This is a genomic window from Rubritalea profundi, assembly GCF_002954445.1.
Lineage (GTDB): Bacteria > Verrucomicrobiota > Verrucomicrobiia > Verrucomicrobiales > Akkermansiaceae > Rubritalea > Rubritalea profundi.
Window position 1 is genome coordinate 3,538,618 of the sequence record NZ_MQWA01000001.1, and the last position, 20,167, is coordinate 3,558,784.

At 49.3% G+C, this 20,167-nt stretch carries 16 protein-coding genes and 1 tRNA gene; 9 read left to right on the plus strand and 8 right to left on the minus strand.

What is annotated here, in order from left to right:
* Positions 1-172: 172 nt before the first annotated feature.
* The 3 genes from BSZ32_RS15560 to BSZ32_RS15570 are packed head-to-tail and all read right to left on the minus strand — an operon-like array spanning position 173 to position 6,302.
* Positions 173-1,513 (minus strand): MATE family efflux transporter, encoded by a 1,341-nt coding sequence (locus BSZ32_RS15560; RefSeq protein ID WP_105044264.1) that lies wholly within the window; start codon positions 1,511-1,513, stop codon positions 173-175.
* A gap of 22 nt (positions 1,514-1,535) precedes the next feature.
* Positions 1,536-5,000: a YhaN family protein gene (locus BSZ32_RS15565; protein ID WP_105044265.1), complete on the minus strand. Its 3,465-nt coding sequence runs from the start codon at positions 4,998-5,000 to the stop codon at positions 1,536-1,538.
* A 60-nt stretch (positions 5,001-5,060) separates the two neighbouring features.
* The gene (locus tag BSZ32_RS15570) at positions 5,061-6,302 is read right to left on the minus strand and encodes a metallophosphoesterase family protein (RefSeq protein ID WP_105044266.1); all 1,242 of its coding nucleotides are present in this window, start codon (positions 6,300-6,302) and stop codon (positions 5,061-5,063) included.
* Between the two features lie 234 nt (positions 6,303-6,536).
* On the opposite strand from BSZ32_RS15570, the gene BSZ32_RS15575 reads away from it, so the two are divergent.
* The 6 genes from BSZ32_RS15575 to BSZ32_RS15595 all read left to right on the plus strand — a co-directional run bounded on the left by BSZ32_RS15575 (position 6,537) and on the right by BSZ32_RS15595 (position 12,825).
* Positions 6,537-6,803: a hypothetical protein gene (locus tag BSZ32_RS15575; protein WP_105044267.1), complete on the plus strand. Its 267-nt coding sequence runs from the start codon at positions 6,537-6,539 to the stop codon at positions 6,801-6,803.
* A gap of 23 nt (positions 6,804-6,826) precedes the next feature.
* The gene (locus BSZ32_RS15580; protein ID WP_129589789.1) at positions 6,827-7,024 is read left to right on the plus strand and encodes a transposase; all 198 of its coding nucleotides are present in this window, start codon (positions 6,827-6,829) and stop codon (positions 7,022-7,024) included.
* 704 nt (positions 7,025-7,728) lie between these two features.
* A complete protein-coding gene (dnaA, locus tag BSZ32_RS15585) occupies positions 7,729-9,156 on the plus strand; it encodes a chromosomal replication initiator protein DnaA (protein ID WP_105044269.1) in 1,428 nt (475 codons plus the stop codon).
* Positions 9,157-9,469: 313 nt separating this feature from the next.
* Positions 9,470-10,567: a DNA polymerase III subunit beta gene (gene dnaN / locus BSZ32_RS15590; protein ID WP_105044270.1), complete on the plus strand. Its 1,098-nt coding sequence runs from the start codon at positions 9,470-9,472 to the stop codon at positions 10,565-10,567.
* A 16-nt stretch (positions 10,568-10,583) separates the two neighbouring features.
* Positions 10,584-10,727 carry an acyltransferase family protein gene (locus tag BSZ32_RS18495; RefSeq protein ID WP_129589790.1) on the plus strand — a complete coding sequence of 48 codons (144 nt, stop codon included), beginning with the start codon at positions 10,584-10,586 and terminating at the stop codon, positions 10,725-10,727.
* Between the two features lie 169 nt (positions 10,728-10,896).
* Entirely contained in the window at positions 10,897-12,825 is a 1,929-nt protein-coding gene (locus BSZ32_RS15595; protein ID WP_105044271.1) for a fructose-bisphosphatase class III, read from the plus strand.
* 49 nt (positions 12,826-12,874) lie between these two features.
* Here the strand turns inward: BSZ32_RS15595 and BSZ32_RS15600 are convergent.
* The 5 genes from BSZ32_RS15600 to BSZ32_RS15620 form a co-directional block, all read right to left on the minus strand.
* Positions 12,875-12,949 (minus strand) — tRNA-Asn (locus tag BSZ32_RS15600).
* 107 nt (positions 12,950-13,056) lie between these two features.
* Positions 13,057-14,232 carry a S1C family serine protease gene (locus tag BSZ32_RS15605; protein WP_105044272.1) on the minus strand — a complete coding sequence of 392 codons (1,176 nt, stop codon included), beginning with the start codon at positions 14,230-14,232 and terminating at the stop codon, positions 13,057-13,059.
* A gap of 14 nt (positions 14,233-14,246) precedes the next feature.
* Positions 14,247-14,402, minus strand: coding sequence for a hypothetical protein (locus BSZ32_RS20645; protein WP_165788889.1), 156 nt, complete (start codon positions 14,400-14,402; stop codon positions 14,247-14,249).
* The gene (locus BSZ32_RS15615) at positions 14,363-15,241 is read right to left on the minus strand and encodes a S1C family serine protease (RefSeq protein WP_105044274.1); all 879 of its coding nucleotides are present in this window, start codon (positions 15,239-15,241) and stop codon (positions 14,363-14,365) included. The genes BSZ32_RS20645 and BSZ32_RS15615 overlap by 40 nt, the downstream gene beginning before the upstream one ends.
* Positions 15,242-15,363: 122 nt before the next feature.
* Positions 15,364-16,005, minus strand: a complete 642-nt coding sequence (locus BSZ32_RS15620; RefSeq protein ID WP_165788890.1) for a spermidine synthase family protein — start codon at positions 16,003-16,005, stop codon at positions 15,364-15,366.
* Between the two features lie 423 nt (positions 16,006-16,428).
* Between BSZ32_RS15620 and BSZ32_RS18500 the strand changes: the two genes are divergently transcribed.
* From BSZ32_RS18500 to BSZ32_RS15630, 3 genes are read left to right on the plus strand one after another with little or no spacing between them, the layout of a single operon-like run.
* A complete protein-coding gene (locus BSZ32_RS18500; protein ID WP_129589792.1) occupies positions 16,429-16,797 on the plus strand; it encodes a fibronectin type III domain-containing protein in 369 nt (122 codons plus the stop codon).
* Positions 16,763-18,388 carry a metallophosphoesterase family protein gene (locus BSZ32_RS15625; protein ID WP_105044276.1) on the plus strand — a complete coding sequence of 542 codons (1,626 nt, stop codon included), beginning with the start codon at positions 16,763-16,765 and terminating at the stop codon, positions 18,386-18,388. The genes BSZ32_RS18500 and BSZ32_RS15625 overlap by 35 nt, the downstream gene beginning before the upstream one ends.
* Positions 18,389-18,391: 3 nt before the next feature.
* Positions 18,392-19,330, plus strand: coding sequence for a tetratricopeptide repeat protein (locus BSZ32_RS15630; RefSeq protein WP_105044277.1), 939 nt, complete (start codon positions 18,392-18,394; stop codon positions 19,328-19,330).
* Positions 19,331-20,167 lie beyond the last annotated feature (837 nt).

The window sequence follows — 20,167 nt, forward strand, 5'->3', positions numbered from 1 at the left end:
ATTCAGATAAGTTTCAGGTTGTAACTAAAGGTAGCCTCAGTGACGCAGCAGTGGACTATCAACAACCTTAGCTTTCATCTAGCGAGCCCATTAGCCCAATGACTGATGACTGATGACTGATGACTGATGACTGATGACTGATGATTGATGATTGATGATTGATGATTGATGACTAGCTCAGTCTACGCAGCACTGACTGGCCGTAGCTGATTGTGATGACGGCCATTGCGATATTGATCGCACACATGGCCATCCAAAACCCCTCAAGGCTTAGGTCGAAAACATGCACGACTAAGCTGAATACAATGACGGGCAGGATGACCTTGCGGGTTAAAGCCTCGAACAGTCCATACATCGGTCGCTTCATGGCCTGAAAGAAGCCGATGTAGACGAACCCTGCGACGTAGGCCCACTGGATGAAGGTGACGATACGAACGTAGCGCGTGCCGATCGCTATGACTGCTGGGTCATCAGTGAAGATCTGCACCAAGGGAGTGGCGAAGGCGAAGAGTAATATGGATGCTGTAATAATGAGGTAGAGGCCGTACTTAAAACAAAGTCGCACACATTCCCGAACGCGATCGGTTTGGCCGGCTCCATTATTCTGGCCGACGATGGAGACGATAGCTGAGCTTATGCCGATAGCTGGGAGCAAGGCGATCTGTTCTATCCGTGTGCCCACACCGAAGGCTGCGACTGCTCCCTCGCCATAAAATTTGAGGAAGTAGGTAGTGACAAAAAATCCCATGGCGATCGACATGAGGTTGAAGCTGGTAGGGATCCCTTGGCGCAGGATCTGCGCGTAAGTTTTTAGATTTGGTAGCAAGTGTTCAGCGCATCGGATGGTCACATGGCCACGGCTAATCACCACTGAGAATAAATAGATGCCACCAATAGCTTGGATCAAGACTGTTGCCCACGCTATCCCTTCAATCCCCATAGCGGGAAGACCAAAGCCACCATAGAGAAACCATGGGTCGAGGATCAGGTTTAGGAAGAAACCAATGATCAGCACTCTGCTGTATGTTCTGCTGTCGCCGTGGGCGAGAAGGATTGCATTGCTCATGCTACTGAGCAAAAAGAAGATCGCGCCGATGAAGAGGGGCGTGGTGTAGCCGGTTGCTAAATCTAGGTAGCTTCCACTGGCACCGAGAATCTTAAAGAGCGGGCTTGCTGCATTGAGCCCGACGATGCTGACCCCTGCAGCGCAAATGCACGCCAGCGAGAAAACTTGTCCGGAGAGGGTGGCTTCTTCTTCCTTGTTGTTGGCTCCAATGGCATTAGCTATCAGTGCGGATGCTCCACGTGCGAGTCCTCCACTGATAGCAATAATGATAAAGAATACTGGGAACGATAGAGCCATCGCAGCCAAGGCTTCCGTCGAGATGCGTCCTGCGTAGAAGGAATCTACAACATTATACATCGTGTTAAAGAAATACCCGATGCTCATCGGCAGGGCAATCCGCCGAATGTGGGTTGGAAGAGAGCCAGTTGTTAGTGAAGGTGCCGCCATTTGGAGAATGATAAAAAGTGAATTATGCTGTTAGCTGGTGGAGTTGGAGTTCGGGGGTGGTCTCTTGGGCTAGCTGGTTGAGGTGGGAGTGGTGGGTGAAGATGAGGATTTGGGTCTTCTTGCTGAGTTCGGCTAGGACGGGGAGAAGGGCGCGGGTGCGTTGGTCATCGAAGGTCATCAGCAGGTCGTCTAGGATGAGGGGGATGGGTGTGTGCTTGTCGAGGTGGAGGTCGATGGCTGCTAGACGCAGGGCGAGGTAGAGTTGGTCGGCGGTGCCTTCGGATAGTCCTGCGGTGTGGACTTCTAGATTGTTGTCTCCCTCTCTGCGGAGGGCGACGAGCTGGGGTTTATCATTGTCATCTAACTGGGCGGCGACTCCGCTGTAGAGATTGCTGGTGAGGGCGCTGAAGTAGTGGGAGGTTTTTTCCATCATCGGGCCTTGAGACTTCTTGCGGAAGGCTTCGACTTGATCACGCAGGAAAGTGATGGCGTACTGCAGGCGGATGAAGCGCTCGGTGTCGGTGACGAGGAGGGCTAAAGCATTGGCGGCGTCTTGTTTGTGGGCGGCAGCCGCGTCGCTGGCTTGCTGCAGCTCATTTTGCTGTTGCTTGAACTCGTCGAGCGCTTTGAGTGAGGTGTCGCGTTCGTGTTGTAGTGGCCGAGCTGCCGCTGACAGAGCTTCGAGTTCTTGCTGGAGTTGGTCGCGGTCGAGCCCGTCGAGTTCGGCAAAGAAGGAATCGAGCTCGGGCTGTTTGCTTTGGTCGGCGAGTGACTGGAGGGTGTCGCGCTGGGAGGCGAGTGCTTCGCTGAGTTTTGCCTTGGATTCGATTGCAAGGATGGCGGGTTCCATGGCATCGAGGTGATCGACCTGAGCTTGCTCGAGGAGTTTTTTAAGTTCTGCATCGAGGTCCTTGCTCTGGAGTTCGAGCTCGGGGAGTTTCCTTTCCTCGGCAGTGATGGAGTCCTGGATGGTGGATGCTTTGGTGTGTGCTTGCTGCGCTTGAGCGATGTGATGCTTGAGCTGGGGCACACTGAGGGTGGCATCCTCTGAACTTTCTTCAAGAAGCAGCTGAGTGAGCTCGCTGGCCTTGGAGTTGTAACTTTTGATCGCCTCTGTCTTCGATTCAATCTCCATGAGGCTGGTGTTGAAATCGATCGATTTTTGCTGAGCGAGGCTGCGCTTGTCGATGAGGTCGAGAACTTGGTCTGGATGCAGGTTCGCGGGGAAATCATCACTAGCGCAAAGGGTTGACCAGGACGACTGGGAGTCAGCGAGGGCTGACTCGGCGGAGTCGAACTTTTCGATTGCCGTTGTGCGTTTGAGTTGGGCGGATGCGAGCGCTGTCTGCGCTGCTTCTAGCTTTCCTTGGCCGCGGGTGGCTGCTTTGAATTCAGATTTGAGCGTTGAGAGCAGGGCGCGGAAGTTGCTGTCTTTGCTTTGCAGAGTGACCTGCATCTGGGCGATGAGGTCTTGGCTGAGGTCGCTGTGTTTTTGAATTTTCCGCTGGAGTTCGTTGAGGTCTTCGATGGAAGAACACAGCTCTAGCCACTGGGATCTCCATTGGAGGAGGTCGGTAGGTGACTGTGGGTTCACAGGGATGGCGGCGCAGCGTGCTTGCCAGGCTGTGGACCATTTTTCGAGGTCGGTGAGGACTTCTTGTTTGTAGCGCTCTGAGTTTTGTTTTTTCAGAGTGAGTGTCTCGATTTTGACGAGATGGGTCTCCGCTTTCGCTATGTTTTCAGCATTGCTGTGAAGGGCGTCGGCGATGGTGTCTGCTAGCTTGACCGATGCGCTGAGCTGAGTGATAGCGTCGTCAGGAAGGCTCATGTCGGCAGTGATGTTGGCACTGATCTGGCTGAGTTGGCCGTCTCTGTTTTCGCGAGCTTTGGTGAGGTCGGCCTGGCTGTAGATGGCAGCCTGCGCCTTGAGGCTATCGAGTTGGGTTTGCTCGGTCGCTAGTTCTTCATCGTAGTCTTCGATTTTTTGTTGGTGCGACTGGAGTTTTTCTAGCAGATCGTTTTCTCGCTCTAATTCTTGCTTGATAGATGCCTCACTGGGAACTGCGAGTGTGGGAATGTCGTCTTCCGTAATATCAAGATTGAGCTGAGAAATGAGAATTTCTTTACTGCGGTTGAGACCCTGGGCTTGCTCTTCTCTGTCCTCTTGGTGAGGGAATTCGGCAGCATGAGTTTCGCACTGCTGGATGAGGTCTTCTAGTGCGGTGGTGTCGGAGCTATTCGAGAAGCATTGCAGGTCGTCATGGTATTGGGCAATGTTGGACTCGATCTCTGCGAGTTCGGACTCGGCGATTTGTCTGCGGAGTTCTTGCTTGCTGAGAGCTTGGGCGAGTTGCTTGAACTGGCTGTGTTGCTTTTCTGAAATAGTGCTGAGCTGGGAGATTCGGTCGGACGAGTCGAGTTCGAGTTGTTCGGAATAGAGCTGGAGGGTGGACTCTAGGGATTCGATTTCACGCTGCAGGTGGTCGACAGCTTCAAGGTTCGCCAGGTAGGTTTCGAAGCCATTGCTGAGTGCTTCGACGTCGGCTTTGTGTTGTAGGGCTTCATCGCTTCTAGGGATGTTTGCTAGATCTTGTTGTTGGTCGGCAATCATCTGCTGCTGAATCTGCAGACTGCGGCTGAGATCTTTCTGCTGAGCGAGTGTGCTGCGGAAGCGTGGGATAAAATCCGAGCTGACTTCCGGGGCTGTGTTTTCCGAGAGTTCCTTGCTGAGTTGGAGGAACTTGCTGTAGGTAGGCAGGGCGCTGGTGAGGTTGCTGAGCTTGACTGCGCGCGAGCGATTTCCGCTGAGGCCTTGGTCGATGTTTTCGAACTCTGCTTGCGCTAATTTGATGTCTTTGAGAAGTGCGTTCCAGGTGGTGACCTTGGTGGCGCTAGATTTCGCTAGTTTTTCACCTTCCTTGTAGGCTTTAAGCGCTGGAAGGATGGTCTTGTTCTTTGAGCCAGAACCTTTGTAGAGAGAGTCAGCTTCGGTTTCTAACTTGGTGATGGCAGCTTCGATCGGGGTGCCGCCGAGGCTGGCTGAGAAGAGCTGGGTGCCGAGGTCACCCTCACCTGAGAGTAATGCGCCAGCCCCATCGCGCAGTGATTGGGTGTCGAGTCCGAACATGTTGTCGAAGAACTCGCCATTGACGGTGCCGAGGAAGGCTTCTAGATGAGCTTCGTCGATGGTGTTTCCTTGGGTATCGAGTAGGGTGTTCTTGTTTCCCTTTTTACGGAGGAAACTGAATTTGTTGGTGTCGTTAGAGACAGTGCCGCCGATGCGCAGTTTAGTGTTGTCGTGGACGAAGTTGTCTTTTGACTGCACTGGGATGCCGAAGAACATCTGATGGATGCCGCGGAGCAGTGAGCTCTTGCCCGCTTCATTGGCTCCGTAGACGAGGTGGATGTCGTGGCCGTTTTTTACGAAATCGCGGGAGAAGTCGGTGAACGGGCCAAAGGCTGGAATGTGAATGGTGTCGAATCGCATGTGGGAAGATTTCAGGTTTCAGTGTTCAGATCTGGGGATGATGAAACTGCCAGTGTGAGGTTAGTGAGCGCTACTCGAAATGCTTTGGAGGACGATGGCGGTGACATCTTCTTTGAGTTGTTCGTCATCCTCTGTAGCGAGTACGCTTTGGAGGTCTTGACTCTCGATGCCTTTGAGCTTTTCACTTAGCTGAGCCACTGGGGCGGGGACTTGTGCTGGTGTGAAATGGTCAAGAGCTTCGAGAACGAGCTTGGTGAGGTCGTCGCGCTCCGCAAGTTCCTGTGGGTCATAGGTGGGCTTTGTTTTGATCCGTAGACGCTCGAACCAGATCCGTTCGTCCTCTATTTCTGCCGCGATGCTGACGCATTCGGCCTGCCATTGGGTGAGGTCTGCGTGGAGTTGGTCGTGCAGGGCTGAGTCTCCTGTGAGGGTGATGCGGAGAGCGAGAAGACGTTCGTTCGCTTCAGCTAGGGCTACTTCGATAGACTGGGTGATTGACTTCCGCACTTCGTCAGAATCGGATAGATCGCTGATGTCGATTTCTAGAGCTTGCCAGCGCACCACGTCAGTGACTTCGAAGGTGGCCTTTTTGATGGTGAGGTTTTCGTCGACCTCGATGAGGTAGCACCCCCGCTCGCCGGTCTCCTTGATGTGACGTCCTTGTGGGTTTCCGCTGTAGATGATGTGTGGGGACTCGTGGACGATCGTGTGTTGGTGGATGTGACCGAGCGCCCAGTAATCGTAGCTTTTTTCCGTAAGGTCGCTGATGGAGCATGGGGCATAAGTGTCGTGCTCTGGGTTGCCAGCTAAACTAGTGTGGAGCATGCCGATGTTGAAATGCTCGGGAATGGCTACCGGGTATTCCAAGGCTAGGTTCTCAGGCACACTCTGAGTGGCAAATCCTTGACCGTGGATAGCGACGGGGAGACCGTCGATGATGACTGTTTCAGGCTTCTTCGTCGAGAGAGTCGTCACGTTCGAAGGCGGCTTGAGGCTCTTGGTTATTTTAGAGGCGGCATCGTGATTGCCGCTGATTAGATAGACGGGGATGTTAGCTTCATTCAATCGGCTCATCTGCTTGTTGAAGAAGAGGCCGGTGCTGTAGTCTGGCCAGTCGCCATCGTAGAGGTCGCCAGCGATGAGTACGAAGTCTACTTCTCTATAAAGAGCGAGTTTGACTAGGTTTTCGAGAGCCCGACGGGTGGCACCACGGATCTGCTCGATAGGTGCCTCAGCGTGTTGATTGAGCCCTCGAAGTGGACTGTCGAGGTGAATGTCAGCGGTGTGTAGGAAGGAAAACATGGGGAAAGTTGACGAATGCTAAGCGTAGCAAACGGATGCTGGGGTGTATCAGTTTGTGAACGACTGTACCAAGAGGAAAGTAGAGAGGGGATGGGGCTGTGTTGGAGGTGTCTTTAATAGTGTGACTTGTGTCTATTTTAAACTTTGTTTTGCGTAGCTGGAGGTAGCCTTTGGAGGCTAAGAGCCAGTCGGACTTACCTACCTCTCAACTTTAAAATCTGCTAGAGTTCGCGCATGGCTGAGAGATTCGTAATTATAGGCTCCGACACCTGCGTTATGCGCAAAAGTAAAACTGCAGCCTATACCCAAAGTATCAATCCTCAAGCCAGTGTCGACGCCGGCGGCAGCTACCTCATCGTGAGGAAACACATCAGCCAGTGTTCAAGTGACTCAAACGAACTACTCCCAGCCTACGAGGCGATTGAACACTTAACAAAAGAAACCAACTGCGAAATCTACCTCACAGTCCACCTTGAAGACGCATACAACGAGTGCAGCTAGATTACCGCACAGAAATCTCCAAGGTGAAGAAAAACCTCAGCAACGAAACCCATCTCAGGATGCGGGATAAACTCAGCAGCGAAGACGGAAAATTAATTTACAAACTTCAATCCCAAACCATAGAAACCATTTTTGGAATCATCAAAGCAGACATTGGCTTTCGTGGCTTTCGACTCCGAGGATTCAAAAAAATGGCAGGCGAATGGGAACTGTCTGTCTAGCCTACAACTGCAAACGCCTGCATGAAATGCTCCAAGTGAGTTAACGAGTAAAGAGACTAATCGAACACTCCGCTCGCGATAAAACCTCCCTAGAACGCTTAAAATCATGCTAAACTGCCAAAATATCACCGTGGGTTCAGTCTATAGCGCAGAAATCTCCCTCATTCGAAATGAGGTGGAAAACCCTCTAGTAAATTTAATTTTCAGCAAATAAACCTAACTCAGACAGACTCTTGATACTTGAGTCCGATGAATTTTAAATTGGGCCTCAAAACCTGTCGTGTCCGCGGTTTCTAACTATCCTAAGTGGTTATCCGCTCGAGTGCTGTGGTGGAGTAATTTTTTTTAAGCGTAAAATTTATATTTAGTTACGCCTATTTTTTTTTCAAAAAAAATTCCGTTAGAATATGTTCAAGTGCGCTTTAATCATTGAGAACTAAGGCATTCGTAGGTTTTTCAATGACTTGTGAACGGTCGTTAAAAGTTAGTTTAGAGAAGTTAATGATCGGTCTCGTCAAGCCTCTAAAAAAAAATACCCGTGGAACCCTTGTGGAAACTCTAAAAACTTTTTTGGATAGTTCCTAGTTTTAAAAAGTTTTTCCAACCGAGGGAATGTATGTGTATAAACTCGGTCACATCGCAGTAGGAATCCTTATCCTACTCAAGCCTCAGGAAAGAATACTACACGAGCGGAAGCTACCAAAATGCCCGAAATAAAAATCAAACCCACCGACCTATCATATGCATCAAAAATTACTACTCCCAGTACAGCAGACCAAACGATCTGGAACGCCGTTTCCGGACATCTGCAAGAGCTGCTAAGTCCAGACGCCTACCAGCGCTGGTTTGACGGTGCGGCTTGTGGCGAGATTTCACAGAATGAAATCAGAATAGCAGTGCCAAGTGACATCCACCAAGTTTGGATTGAAACGAACTTCATGCCTGAACTTCAGTCAGCAGTTTCAAAAGTTCTCGATGCGACCGTTGTTGCCAGAGTTTGTGTTGCAGGCTCAGAAGAGATGTCCTCGGGCGATTCTGATGAGAATGGCTCACAGTCCGGTCTCTCGATGCCAGCTGCCGACAAAGCGAACCTCAATAAGAAGCTTAAGGGAGTAGGCCTGAACCCGCTCTTCAACTTCAAGCGCTTTGTTGTAGGACAGAATAGTGAGTTTGCTCACGCTGCCTGTACCGCCGTCGCTTCAGGATCTGGAGTTTCTTATAATCCACTTTTCATCCACGGTAGCTCAGGGCTCGGTAAAACTCATTTGATGCAGTCTGTGGGGAACCGCATGCTCTCGGAAAATCCCAATGCCAAGGTGGTCTACCTCACCAGTGAAAAGTTCACTAACGAGTTTATCGATGCGGTGAAGAAAGGGGACCTCGAAAAGTTCCGTCGCAGGTATCGCAAAGCTGATGTTCTCCTCATCGATGATATTCAGTTTCTCGCAGGTAAAGAGCGCTCACAAGAAGAATTCTTCCACACCTTCAACACATTACTCGATCTCCAGAGTCAGATTGTCCTTACTAGTGACCGTCCAGCATGTGAGATCAAGAATTTTGAGCCACGTCTCATTTCTCGTTTTGAGAGTGGACTGACTGTAGAGACGCAGACTCCTCGCATGGAGACTCGTGTAGCGATTCTTCGTAAGAAGATGGATGACTGGGATGTGAAACTCTCAGACGAAGTTATCCGCTTCTTAGCAGAGCGCATTCGCAGTAACGTGCGCCGCCTAGAAGGTGCGCTCGTGAGACTAGCAACGTATGCGTCGCTCGGTGGCACATCGATCACTATCGAACGAGCAGAAACACTTCTCCGCGACATTTTACGCGAAGAAGGGTCTAAGCAGGTCAGTATTGATGCTATTCAGAAAGCAGTTTCAGAGCACTTCGATATTCGTCTTGCGGATATGAGTAGCAGACGCCGCCCAGCAAATATTGCATTTGCCCGGCAGGTTGCCATGTACCTTAGTCGAAAGATGACTCAGTCTTCTTTGATGGAGATTGGCGACGCTTTTGGCGGTCGCGATCACGGGACCGTGATCCACGCAGTAAAGAAAGTGGAGCAGCGCATTGGTAATGAATCAATGGTGCGCGACACTGTAGACTTGCTCGATGCAATGCTACAGCGCTAGTGGTCTCACTCACACATACATTTTAACTAAAGAGGTCATCGTTCGCGAGGGCCTCTTTTTTTGGAGGGTAGCCTCTGAGGTGGTTCCCAGCGATGACTACTGTTGTGGAACATTTACATTTCTAAAATCGTTAGGGTATTCACACTCTAAAGTAACATACCATATATTGTGGTGTTGCGAGTAAATGTAGCCATATAGAGCAAAAGTGGTGGTTTGTTCTAAATGGGACTTGCGTTTGCTGGGGGAAAGTTCAATTTAATCCCGAACATCACTTCTTCCTAATTCTCGGGGAGAATAACCAACGGCCAAACTCATGAAATTTACTATTTCCAAGCAGTCTTTTCTCGATGCTCTCCAGCAGGTGCAGCACGTGGTAAGTAACCGCACAACTCTTCCTATTCTATCAAACGTATTGATCGAGGCTAAGGGGAGTGAACTCAAACTTACCACCACAGACCTCGATGTTGGAGTGAGTGGTTCAGTCATGGCTGATGTTGAAAAGGAAGGTGCTACTACTCTCCCAGCAAAACGTCTCGTTAGCATTATCCGTGAGCTGCCAGCTGAGAATGTTGAAATATCAGTCGATAGTAAAAACTACGCGAGCATTAAGTCTGGCCCATCATTTTTCAAGATCATTGGTCTAGGTGAAGATGAGTTCCCACCACTTCCAAAGTTTGAAGAGGCAAAGGAGTACAAGATGTCTCAAGAAGTTCTCTTAGATTCTCTGAAGAAAACATCCTACGCCATTTCTACCGACGAGACACGTTACGTTCTCAATGGTATTTACACTTCATTTAAAGATGGAAAAATCACACTTGTTGCAACCGACGGCCGTCGTCTTGCAATGGTTGAGAACGATCTAGAGTTCCCATCCAGCCACGAAGCTGATGTGATTATCCCGTCTAAAGCAGTTCAGGAACTCCAGCGTCTTTTGACCGACAAAGGTGATGTTATCATCCGCCTTACTGACAGCCAGGTAGCTTTTGAAATCAATGGAAGCCTCTTGGTCTCTAAGTTGATCGAAGGTAACTACCCTAACTACCGTCAGGTTATTCCAAACAATACATCTGAGCGAATCCAGGTAGGCCGCGAAGCCTTCCTCGAAACCGTCCGCCGCGTTTCATTGATTGCTTCAGATAAGTCTAACTCAGTGAAGCTAGCATTCGGCGCTAACAGCATCGATGTCATGGCAAATACCCAAGACATTGGTGAAGCTACCGAGCGTATCGATGTGACCTATGGTGGTGCTGAGTTTGCCATCGCATTCAACCCAGAATTCCTCATGGCTCCTTTGAAGAACCTAGACACTCAAGATGTCTACCTCGATCTTATTGATGAAATGAGTCCAGGTGTCATCCGTATCGATGGCTCCTTCCTCTACGTCATCATGCCAATGCGTGTGACTAACTAATCTACTCAGCTGGCTGATGATCTTCGGCTGTATTGGCTTTTTCCGTGAAAAGCTCTCCCAACCATCCCCGAAAATGCGCTACCTATCAGACGCCTCCTACTGGCTCTATCTCGCGCACCTCCCGCTGGTATTTGGCCTCCAACTCGCGCTCCAAGACTAGCCGCTATCCTGCTGGGTTAAATTCCCCCTCGTCAACCTCTTCAGCTTTACCCTCCTCCTCCTCAGCTACGATTATATGGTTAGAGGTAAAATTGTAGGCAAGCTATTAAATGGAAAATAGGACATAGAATTCCCTTACTCCGCGTCACAGTTGCGAGTAATAGTACTCTATGGAGAAACTGATCCACCAAATTCTCGCCAGGTCCTACCCGTCCACCGAGTCCGCTGTCTACGAGATCGCAGCACTCAAAGCTCAGCTCGAACTGCCGAAAGGTGTCACGCACGTTATATCTGACGTTCATGGCGAAGCGCGTAAGCTGCGTCACGTCATCAACAATGCCTCAGGCAGACTACGTCCCGTGGTGGCGGAACTTTTTGGTGGCGACACAGAGTCCAGCGAGTTCAAGGAATTCCTCCACCTCCTCTACTACCCAACTGAGCTCCTTCAACTCAAAGCTGAAGAGTTTAAAAATGATGACGAAGCGCGTTATCAATGGGTGCTCAAGACCCTTACCCAACAGTTCACAATCATCCGCGCCGAAGTTCGCACCAAGAGACGTAAAGACATAAAGAACTACACCCCAAAGCAGTTCAGAGAACTTTTTGAGATCTTGCTCAATTTCCCAGCGGATGGTCATCACGAAGCCTTCCTCACTGTCTCTATCAGAGAATTGGTACGTAGAAAAATGGATTTCCAAGCGCTGCGTGCCGCCTCACGCTTCATTCGTAATATCACGGTCGAAGAACTGATTGTAGCCGGCGACTTAGGAGATCGTGGTGCTCGTCTTGACTGGGTCGTTGACTACCTAATGAAACAACCCAACGTCACGATTGTTTGGGGTAATCACGATGTGAGTTGGATGGGCGCCTGCCTCGGGCACGAAGCTCTGATCGCAATCGTCCTACGTGTTTCGTTACGCTACAGGCGGATGTACCAGTTAGAGGAAGGCTACGGCATTCTAACAAACGCTTTAGAGCTACTAGCCAGAGATGTTTACAGCGATGACCCCGCCGAGTTTTTCAAGCCGAAGCGTGGTGGTGAACGCGATGAACTCACCATCGCCAGAATGCAAAAAGCAATCGCTATCATCCAGTTCAAACTCGAAGGCCAGATTGTAGAGCGTCATCCAGAATGGGAGATGAGTGACCGCAATGTTCTCAAAATGATCGATTACTCCAACGGCTCCATCGAGCTCGCTGGCCAGAGCTACAAGCTGCGCGACGCACATTTCCCAACGATCGACCCGCAGGACCCTAACAAGCTCTCAGCCGAAGAAGAACACTGCATGCAAAGGCTAGTAGAATCATTTATTAGCTCTTCTCGCCTTTGGGAGCATATGAAGTGGGTAGTCGAGCGCGGCAGTATGGCCGAAGTGAGAGACCGAGCCGCCATTTTCCACGCCTGCCTCTCACTCGATGAAAATGGAGACTATCTCCCACTCGAAATTGATGGCGAAGAAAAATGCGGGCCAGAGCAATTTGGAGCATTCAATAAGGTGATCAAACGCGCTTTCCGCAAAGGCTCCATGGCACAACAAGATGACAAAGACTGGCTCTACTACCTCTGGGCCGGCCCACGATCTCCTCTCTTTGGTAAAGACAAGATGGCAACCTTCGAATCCTACTTTATTGAAGATAAAGGGGCCCACAAAGAGACACGTAACCCATGGTTCGACTTCCTCAACGACAAATATTTTTGCGAACAAGTATGCCAAGACATGGGCGTAGAGAGCGGCGGTCTGATCGTGAATGGACATGTCCCCGTCAAAGTGGAAAAAGGGGAAGACCCTGTAAAGCGAGGCGGCAATGCTGTCACTATTGATGGCGCATTCTCCGAAGCCTACGGCGACCGAGGGTACACGCTCATTCTCACTGATAGTGGTGAGTTTCTCGCCGAACATCACGGTTTCAAAGACCCAGTTTCAGTCGTTCGATCAGGGGAAGACATTATCCCTATAATGCGTAAAATTCGCACCTACGACAGTCCTCGACTCATCAAACATACGGAACAAGGTGAAAGGCTAAATCAACAAATTCAAGCACTCGAAGGACTCGTGGAAGCCTACGAAGAGGGACTCATAAACGAGGAACCAGTTTAGTAGGCAAAAGGAAGGCCTCATTCCCTATAAGGAAATGAGGCCTATTAAATGGCTCCGGCACTTGGGATCGAACCAAGGACCTAGTGATTAACAGTCACCCGCTCTACCGCTGAGCTATGCCGGAACTTTCTGTCAGTGAGTGTTACCCCTCTCAACGGCGGGAAAATGCACTAATTTATTTTTAGAAACAAGGACAAGTACGTAATTTTTTTCGTGTAAGTAAACTCCTCCTTATTCTCTATTTTCGATTTCAAGAATACGTCGTTTGGCTCGTTCAATGATATTGCCTAGCTGACGCAGCTCTTTGGCTTCAACTGCCGTAATTCCGGCCTTACGCCGATCGATGAGACGCGTTTTTTTCTCAAGACCGACGGACATGTTAGGCTCTTTCTCTAACTGTATAGCAAGCTTATCAGCTGTGATTATATAGGTCTTTATGCGACTGGCTCGGGCGACGACCAATCCAACGAACTTCCCATCGAGATCGAACACTGGAGAGCCAGCATCGAGAGCTTCAATTTGCATATCGCTTTGGAGTACATCGGGGAAACCTTCAGCTACATCATTGATTGTACCGCCCATTCGCTTCATTTGCTTCAAACGTTGCGGAGAAAATTGCCCCCTCTCTGGGCGGGCACCTAGAACGACATCGACTGAGAACTCTCGGGCATTTCTGCGAAAATGGAGCACCATCTGGTCACCTGGTTTGAGCGACTGGAGAAAGTTGCCCATTTCATGGAGTCCGTCGACTTTTTTTTCATTCACCTGCGTCACTACATCTCCAGAAACCAAGCCCGCTCTGGCTGCTGCTGATCCTTTCTCAACTGACTCTAGACGCACACCACCGCCTTTGATTGGATTGAAATCCATGCGCACACCGAGGAATGCTTTATCGGACTCTCTGAGACTTCTGGGAGCAACGCTCACAATCCCAAGTCCATGCGCTTCTTTAGCTGGCCCCACTGCGATGAGGAACTCACCAGGTTTCACCGCTTCGGCTTGCTTAATATCTACAGCTGAGAGCCCGCCGCCGTAGTCAAGTAGAGCTAGGTCATATTCTAGATAGACTCCTTTGACAAAAGCATCACGTTTGACCCCGTCGTGGCCAATAACCCATATGTTGTCACCTTTGGAAACGAGTTCGGACCATTTAGTCAGCACTCCGTCAGCGGTGACTGTACCTCGTGCCACCATTCTGCCGGATGAGAAGACATTGACCGCGTTCTCACCAGTCTTATCCGCAATAGGATCGATTGCTTTGAAAAAACCCTCCGATTGTTTTTGGAGGATTTGTTGATCGTCTGGCCTAAGGAATGGCAAACCACGGCGAGCCGATTCACGGCTCTGAGAAAAACCGGTGGTTATGAGAGTGGCCCAAACGCTGACTGATAGAACTGTATGTTTCATAGATGATATGGTGATTATTGTTTGTACAGGTCACCCCTACGGGCTAGCGTGGCTTTGATTTGCATAACGGCAGAGCTGCGAAGGATCTCCAACTTCACGGTTTGACCTGGTCGAAATTTATTCAGTTCAATCAAGAGCTGCCCACCATCGAGCACTTTGTGCCCCTCCACATTGAGAATAATATCACGTGATTTAATGCCAGCCGTTGAGCTGGCCCACCAGGGACAATTTCACCTAAAAGAACTCCTTGTCGAGTTGCTCCGAGAATAGCGACTCCGAGAATGGGGCTATCAATATTTGCCAGTGGATTGGAGCCTAGGCTCCCCCAAGTCTCACCAGCTTCTAACCTCTTCCAGTCAGCCTTCAAGGCACTCAGACCTGCGTGATTATTTGCTTTCCTGTCCTCTCCAATCGAGGAATTGATCCCTACCAGTTTCCCATCAATATCAAAGATCGGTCCGCCAGAGTCGCCACCGATCAAAGTGCAGTCACTAGAGAAATAGCCTCCGATGTTTTTAGAAACCAAACGGCCAAATCTAACTGGCGGTTTGCGTAGTGCGTCATATCCACCTGCGTGGCCCATCGCAACGAGGAAGCTTCCGACTTCGAGTGGATCTGAGTCGCCGACTTCTACATAAGGATACACATCTGCCTCACGGATTTTCAGCATAGCTGTGTCCTTGGTACGGTTCGCACCTAGAACATCAGCTGAGGCCTCAGTGCCATCGGGAAATATGACAACTAGCGTCTTGGCTCCTTGAACCACGTGGGCAGCTGTGAGAATTGTCCCACTCTCAGAGACAACTACTCCACTCCCCCAAGATCCAGTACGGCTAGAGGTGAGGGCTACAGTCGCGGGCTGGGCAACGCTCACAACCTTTTGAATTTTACTTTGTAGCTCTTTAAGCTGAGCGATACTAGTCACGCTCGGGGTATCAGCTGTGAGAGTCGATGTCATTAAGCCAAGGACTCCAATCAGATTTATGCAATACTTCGTTAAATGGGTCATATGATATTTGTTCTTTAATATGTAGCTACTATAGGCGGCATTTTTTAATTCTCAAAATAAAATTCAGAGGGGACTAGGTGTATCTTAAGGGAATAACTCCTGCATTAGTCACTTTTAAAAATCTAAGTGGTATAATTTCTGGTACTATCTCGTGCGAAATAAATGCAGTGTCTTGATCGCTTGGCCTTGATCTGTGGTCGGGCGGCGTGTTCCTCGACCTTGAACCCAGCTTTACCTAGCAGTTTCTTTAACTTAGGAGCCGGTTCTGAAAGCCAGTAAGTGACGTATCCGCCGGGTTTCAGAATACACTGAAGCTTCGCAAGGAAAGTCGGAGAATAGAGTCTATAATTGCCAGCAGTGATCAACTCGTCGGGCGTGTTGTCGATATCGATCAGAAGCACATCATAGCTGCTGGTGGATTTGCTATGGATGGTGTCAAAGAAGTCACCCTGAGTGATTTTAGTGCGCGAGTCATCGAGCAGTGGGCCATTGTATTCGACCAAGAACGTGCGGTTCCATGCGATGAGCTGTGGCATCAGCTCGGACACTTTGACCGTGGCTGGCTTTCCCACAAGCTGCAGGGCGCGCTTGAGTGTGAAGCCTAAGCCCATCTCTCCAATCAACACACATGGGTGCTCAGGTCTTGTTTTCTTGTCTGGAAGAATGTGTTTGCAGCCGATGTCAGTCAGCATCTCCTCAGAGTATGTCTGCTCTGTACTCATCAGCTCTAAAGCCATTGAATTTGAGGTAAAAATCCTCTTCATGCTTGTGTAGAGAGAAAACTGTTCCATTTGCCATAATTGACTCACCGAGATCTGTGTAAGGCTTCACTAAAAGAGAGCAATCATCAAGGCTATAGGTGGTTGCGTATCATTTCTCGCAGCCGCACCAACGGTGGCGGCGGGTGGAGTGCGAGGACTTATTTAACATCATATTTTTTTGAACATGATCCACGAGGACAGCCTATATAGTTGAGCTCAGAGTCAGTGCTCGCGTCTTTGAAGAGCAGGTCATCGATATTTTGAAAGTTTGTTCGAACATGGAGTTGGGGCCGCGAACGGCCAATTAAGAATTAAAAATTAAGAATGAGGAAAGTGTTGGTACCGGTTACGAGTCAGAACATGGGTAACTTACTTCAGTAAATGGTGTTGGACAGATGCTAGCGTAAACCTCATGGATAGTAGCAAATGATGAATCGTCGAATTATTCTCACCGCCCTAAGTTTGCTGAATGCTCAGTCTATCCTTGCTGCGGAAGTGACACGCGCTCCCTACCTCCAGTTAGCGACCTCTGATAGCATGCAGATTGTCTGGCGTACCGATGGTGCTACAGCTCCAGTTGTTCGTTTCGGAACGACGATGGATAATCTCGATAATTCTGTGCCACTGGCTGATATTTTTGGTGCGTATGGTCGCAGGCAAAGATGCTTCTGGTTATCCGCTGTGGCAGGGGAAAGAGGCTGTGTCCGCGCCATCAAATACAGTCTAGTACGAAGCTCGTGTCACTGGGCTAAAGCCTGCGGTGAGGTATTTTTACGCTATTTACGACAAGGATAAACGTATCACACCAGCAGATGCCAGTTACCAATTCACGACTCACCCGTCTATAGGGAGCAAGAAGCCTGTGAAGTTTTGGGTGGTTGGAGATTCTGGTACAGGTGGCGCTATGCAGAAAGCTGTCCACGAAGGAATGCAGAAGTATATGGAATCTTTAAAGCTCGATTTCTATATTCACGTGGGAGACATGGCCTACCGTTCAGGAACTGACCCAGAATTCTCAAGAAACTTCTTCAATATGTACGAGCCAACACTGCGCAATACCGTGTGTTGGGCGTCGATGGGGAATCACGAAGGCCAGACATCGAGTGGTGAGACTCAGAAAGGTCCCTACTACGATGCCTATGTGTTGCCGACTAAAGCTGAAGCTGGAGGTCTGGCCTCTGGCACGGAAGCGTATTACTCATTTGACTATGCTAATACCCACTTCATTTGTTTGGACTCACACGATCTGGATCGTCGTCCGTTAGGGGCTATGGCTATGTGGTTAAAGGCCGATCTCCAGAAGACAAAAGCTGATTGGTTAGTCGCATTTTGGCACCATCCACCTTACACCAAAGGGTCTCACGATAGTGACCGAGAACAGCAACTTATTGAGATGCGCGAGCATATCATGCCTATTCTTGAAGCATCTGGAGTTGATGCAGTATTCACTGGTCATTCGCACATCTATGAGCGTTCGATGCTGATCGATGGAGCCTACGCTACTCCTAGCACCAATCAAGGAGTGGTGCTGGACGATGGTGATGGCGACCCAAAGGGCGACGGAGCTTATAAGAAAAGTGCTGGGCTGGCTCCACACAACGGAACTGTTCAGGTTGTGACTGGTCATGGTGGAACAGGTCTGCGCCGAAAGTCTAATCACCCGCTTATGAGCAAGGTAATCATGCTTCATGGATCAATGATCATGGAGATAAAGGGCGATAAGCTTACTGGAGAGATGATTGATGTTCACGGAGCTGTGCTAGACACATTCGTGATAGAAAAAGGGGGCAAGGTCACTCGGTCGATCGTCGAAAATCCCCGTGCACCGAAACTCATTGAACCTGAACCAAAGGCGAAGTCATCCAAGCCACACTCAATGCCTAAAAACTATAGCAATGTTATTCCTAGAGGGGCGACGTGGCACTACCTAGCAGGTGCTAAGCTTCATCCAGCAAAAGGCTGGGCATCTGCACCTTTCGATGTTTCCGACTGGAAGTTAGGTGCGGCTGGATTTGGATACAGCGACAAGGATGATAAAACTGATTTGGATATGAAAAACAAGTACAGCGCGGTCTATATTCGCAAGGAATTCACGCTTGAAGCTGGAACGGATTTTAGCGCTCTAGGGCTTGGTGTGAGCTACGATGATGCGATCATTGTTTACCTCAACGGCAAAGAAATCGTACGCAGAGGAGTGGACTCAGGGGCTGGTTCTAAAGCCAAAGGGTTCCATACGCACGAAGCAGGTAAACTAGAATATTTCCCACTTGGGGCGAATAAAAAATTACTCAAACCTGGAGTGAATGTGATCGCTATAGAAGGGCATAATGCAGGTATTGGTAGCTCGGATTTCTCTCTCGACCCGGTTCTTATTTTAAAGAAATAGTCGATGTCTATTAGGTTTTTTATTAGACGCGTGGTAGTGGGAGAATTCCTGCTATCGGCAATATTCCTAACTGACGGTCTCCACGCGCATGAATCGCCACACGACACGATTCATAAGCTGAGTCATCGAATAGAAAGCACTCCGACAAATGCTGCGCTCTACTACGCGCGCGCTATTGAATACAAATCTCTGGGGAAAGCGTCCCATGCTGTGGCTGATTTTAGAACAGTACTGAGGATCGATCCGAGTAATCTTAATAGCACTCTTGCTTTAGCCCGTTTATTGGCGGTTCAGTCAAAGCCCGATCAATCTTTAAAACTATTAGATGGCAGACTCAAAGGAGCTGTCTCTGATGAAAGTAAAGCGAGGCTGCTGAAAGCCAAATCCGATATCTATTTCACCACCAAGCAATACCAGCGCTCGTACGATGGTGTCACAGAAGCACTGACTCTAGTGGCCAAGCCATCGGATGATTGGTATTTACAGCAGGCGATAACTAACTTGCAGTTAGGTGAACTGATTCGTCGCCACCAACAACTGGCAATTGGGTTTAAAAAATCAGCTAGCGAACTTCTTCACTACTCGTGGATTGATGCCAAGCTGGATGCCGGCGAGGGCAAAGAGGTGAAGCCAACGATTCTGAAATACCGCACGGAATCTCGGTTTGTAAGCACTTGGAATATTCGCCTAGCTCAAACACTTCCTCTGGAGGCTACTGAGCGCAAACAGGTGTTAGCGGAAGCTGTCGTCGAGATGAATCAAAGGCTAAATATGACCCGACCAGATGTCACATTGCTTATGGATCGTTGTCTGGCATACCACTTACAGGGAGATCTAAAACGCGCTAAACAAGATCGACAATGGCTCGAGACAATGAAGATTCAATCTTTCCAGATCCTTTGGCTAGACTGGAAACTGCAGTCACCTGCAGCAGCCGAATAGCCGAATAGCCGAATAGCCGAATAGCCGAATAGCCGAATAGCCAGTAGTTAGTAGTTAGTAGTTAGTGCGAGAATTTGGCCAAAAATCTGTGTGAATCAGTGTAATCTGTGGTGGGAGTCGCTGTGCTTCAATTAAGAATTAATAATTCCGTTGCAGCAGTACGGGCAGAAGATTGGATGAGCTGTAATATACTGACGCGCATCAAGAATTGTGAGTCTGAGAGCGAGCGATGAAGCTAATCGGATCCCTTTCAGCGCTATCTGGTGTTACGTTTTACGTGTTAAGTTATTATGCCCAAACTTAACGTTGAAACCCCAAAAGATGGCGCGTGGCAGTATACCACTAGATAGTCAAAAGGGCTAAAGTATTACGACTCAGAAACTAATTCTGTAAATTCTGACAATTCTGTCAAAAGAAGTACCCACCGTTGAGTTGCTTCGCTCTGATTAAGACTCGAGCTAGATGAGTAAGGTCAGAACATGGAATGAGCTGTAACTGAAATCACGGTGGTATTGCTCCACAACTCCTTCAGAGTTGCCTAGGCTTTTGATTGAATCCCAGCGTTGCGACAGCGTCCCAACACTGGGCTGAGTTCCGCAAGCCCGTTGGGCTACCAGTAATGCAGTTTTCGTTAGCCTGAGGCAATGCGGGCCACTACTATGGTCTGTAGGCTGCCGAGTTGGGGCTCAGCACTCCTAGGAGGACGACTCACCGCTTCATTGAGCTAGCGAACATTCGTGAAATGAGTGCTATTCGTGGTAAAGCTGTTTTATTGTGCTGGCCTTTTAGCGTCTTTCGTTTTTTTCACGGTAGAAACGATTCATCTGGCTGGGAGAA

Coding starts and splice junctions, on each gene's coding strand:
- dnaA (WP_105044269.1), top strand. CDS start 7,729: ATGCCCGAAATAAAAATCAAACCCACCGACCTATCATATGCATCAAAA.
- BSZ32_RS15570 (WP_105044266.1), bottom strand. CDS start 6,302: ATGTTTTCCTTCCTACACACCGCTGACATTCACCTCGACAGTCCACTT.
- BSZ32_RS15630 (WP_105044277.1), top strand. CDS start 18,392: ATGTCTATTAGGTTTTTTATTAGACGCGTGGTAGTGGGAGAATTCCTG.
- BSZ32_RS18495 (WP_129589790.1), top strand. CDS start 10,584: ATGATCTTCGGCTGTATTGGCTTTTTCCGTGAAAAGCTCTCCCAACCA.
- BSZ32_RS15565 (WP_105044265.1), bottom strand. CDS start 5,000: ATGCGATTCGACACCATTCACATTCCAGCCTTTGGCCCGTTCACCGAC.
- BSZ32_RS15605 (WP_105044272.1), bottom strand. CDS start 14,232: ATGAAACATACAGTTCTATCAGTCAGCGTTTGGGCCACTCTCATAACC.
- BSZ32_RS15595 (WP_105044271.1), top strand. CDS start 10,897: ATGGAGAAACTGATCCACCAAATTCTCGCCAGGTCCTACCCGTCCACC.
- BSZ32_RS15575 (WP_105044267.1), top strand. CDS start 6,537: ATGGCTGAGAGATTCGTAATTATAGGCTCCGACACCTGCGTTATGCGC.
- BSZ32_RS15620 (WP_165788890.1), bottom strand. CDS start 16,005: ATGAAGAGGATTTTTACCTCAAATTCAATGGCTTTAGAGCTGATGAGT.
- BSZ32_RS18500 (WP_129589792.1), top strand. CDS start 16,429: ATGATGAATCGTCGAATTATTCTCACCGCCCTAAGTTTGCTGAATGCT.
- dnaN (WP_105044270.1), top strand. CDS start 9,470: ATGAAATTTACTATTTCCAAGCAGTCTTTTCTCGATGCTCTCCAGCAG.
- BSZ32_RS15615 (WP_105044274.1), bottom strand. CDS start 15,241: ATGACCCATTTAACGAAGTATTGCATAAATCTGATTGGAGTCCTTGGC.
- BSZ32_RS15560 (WP_105044264.1), bottom strand. CDS start 1,513: ATGGCGGCACCTTCACTAACAACTGGCTCTCTTCCAACCCACATTCGG.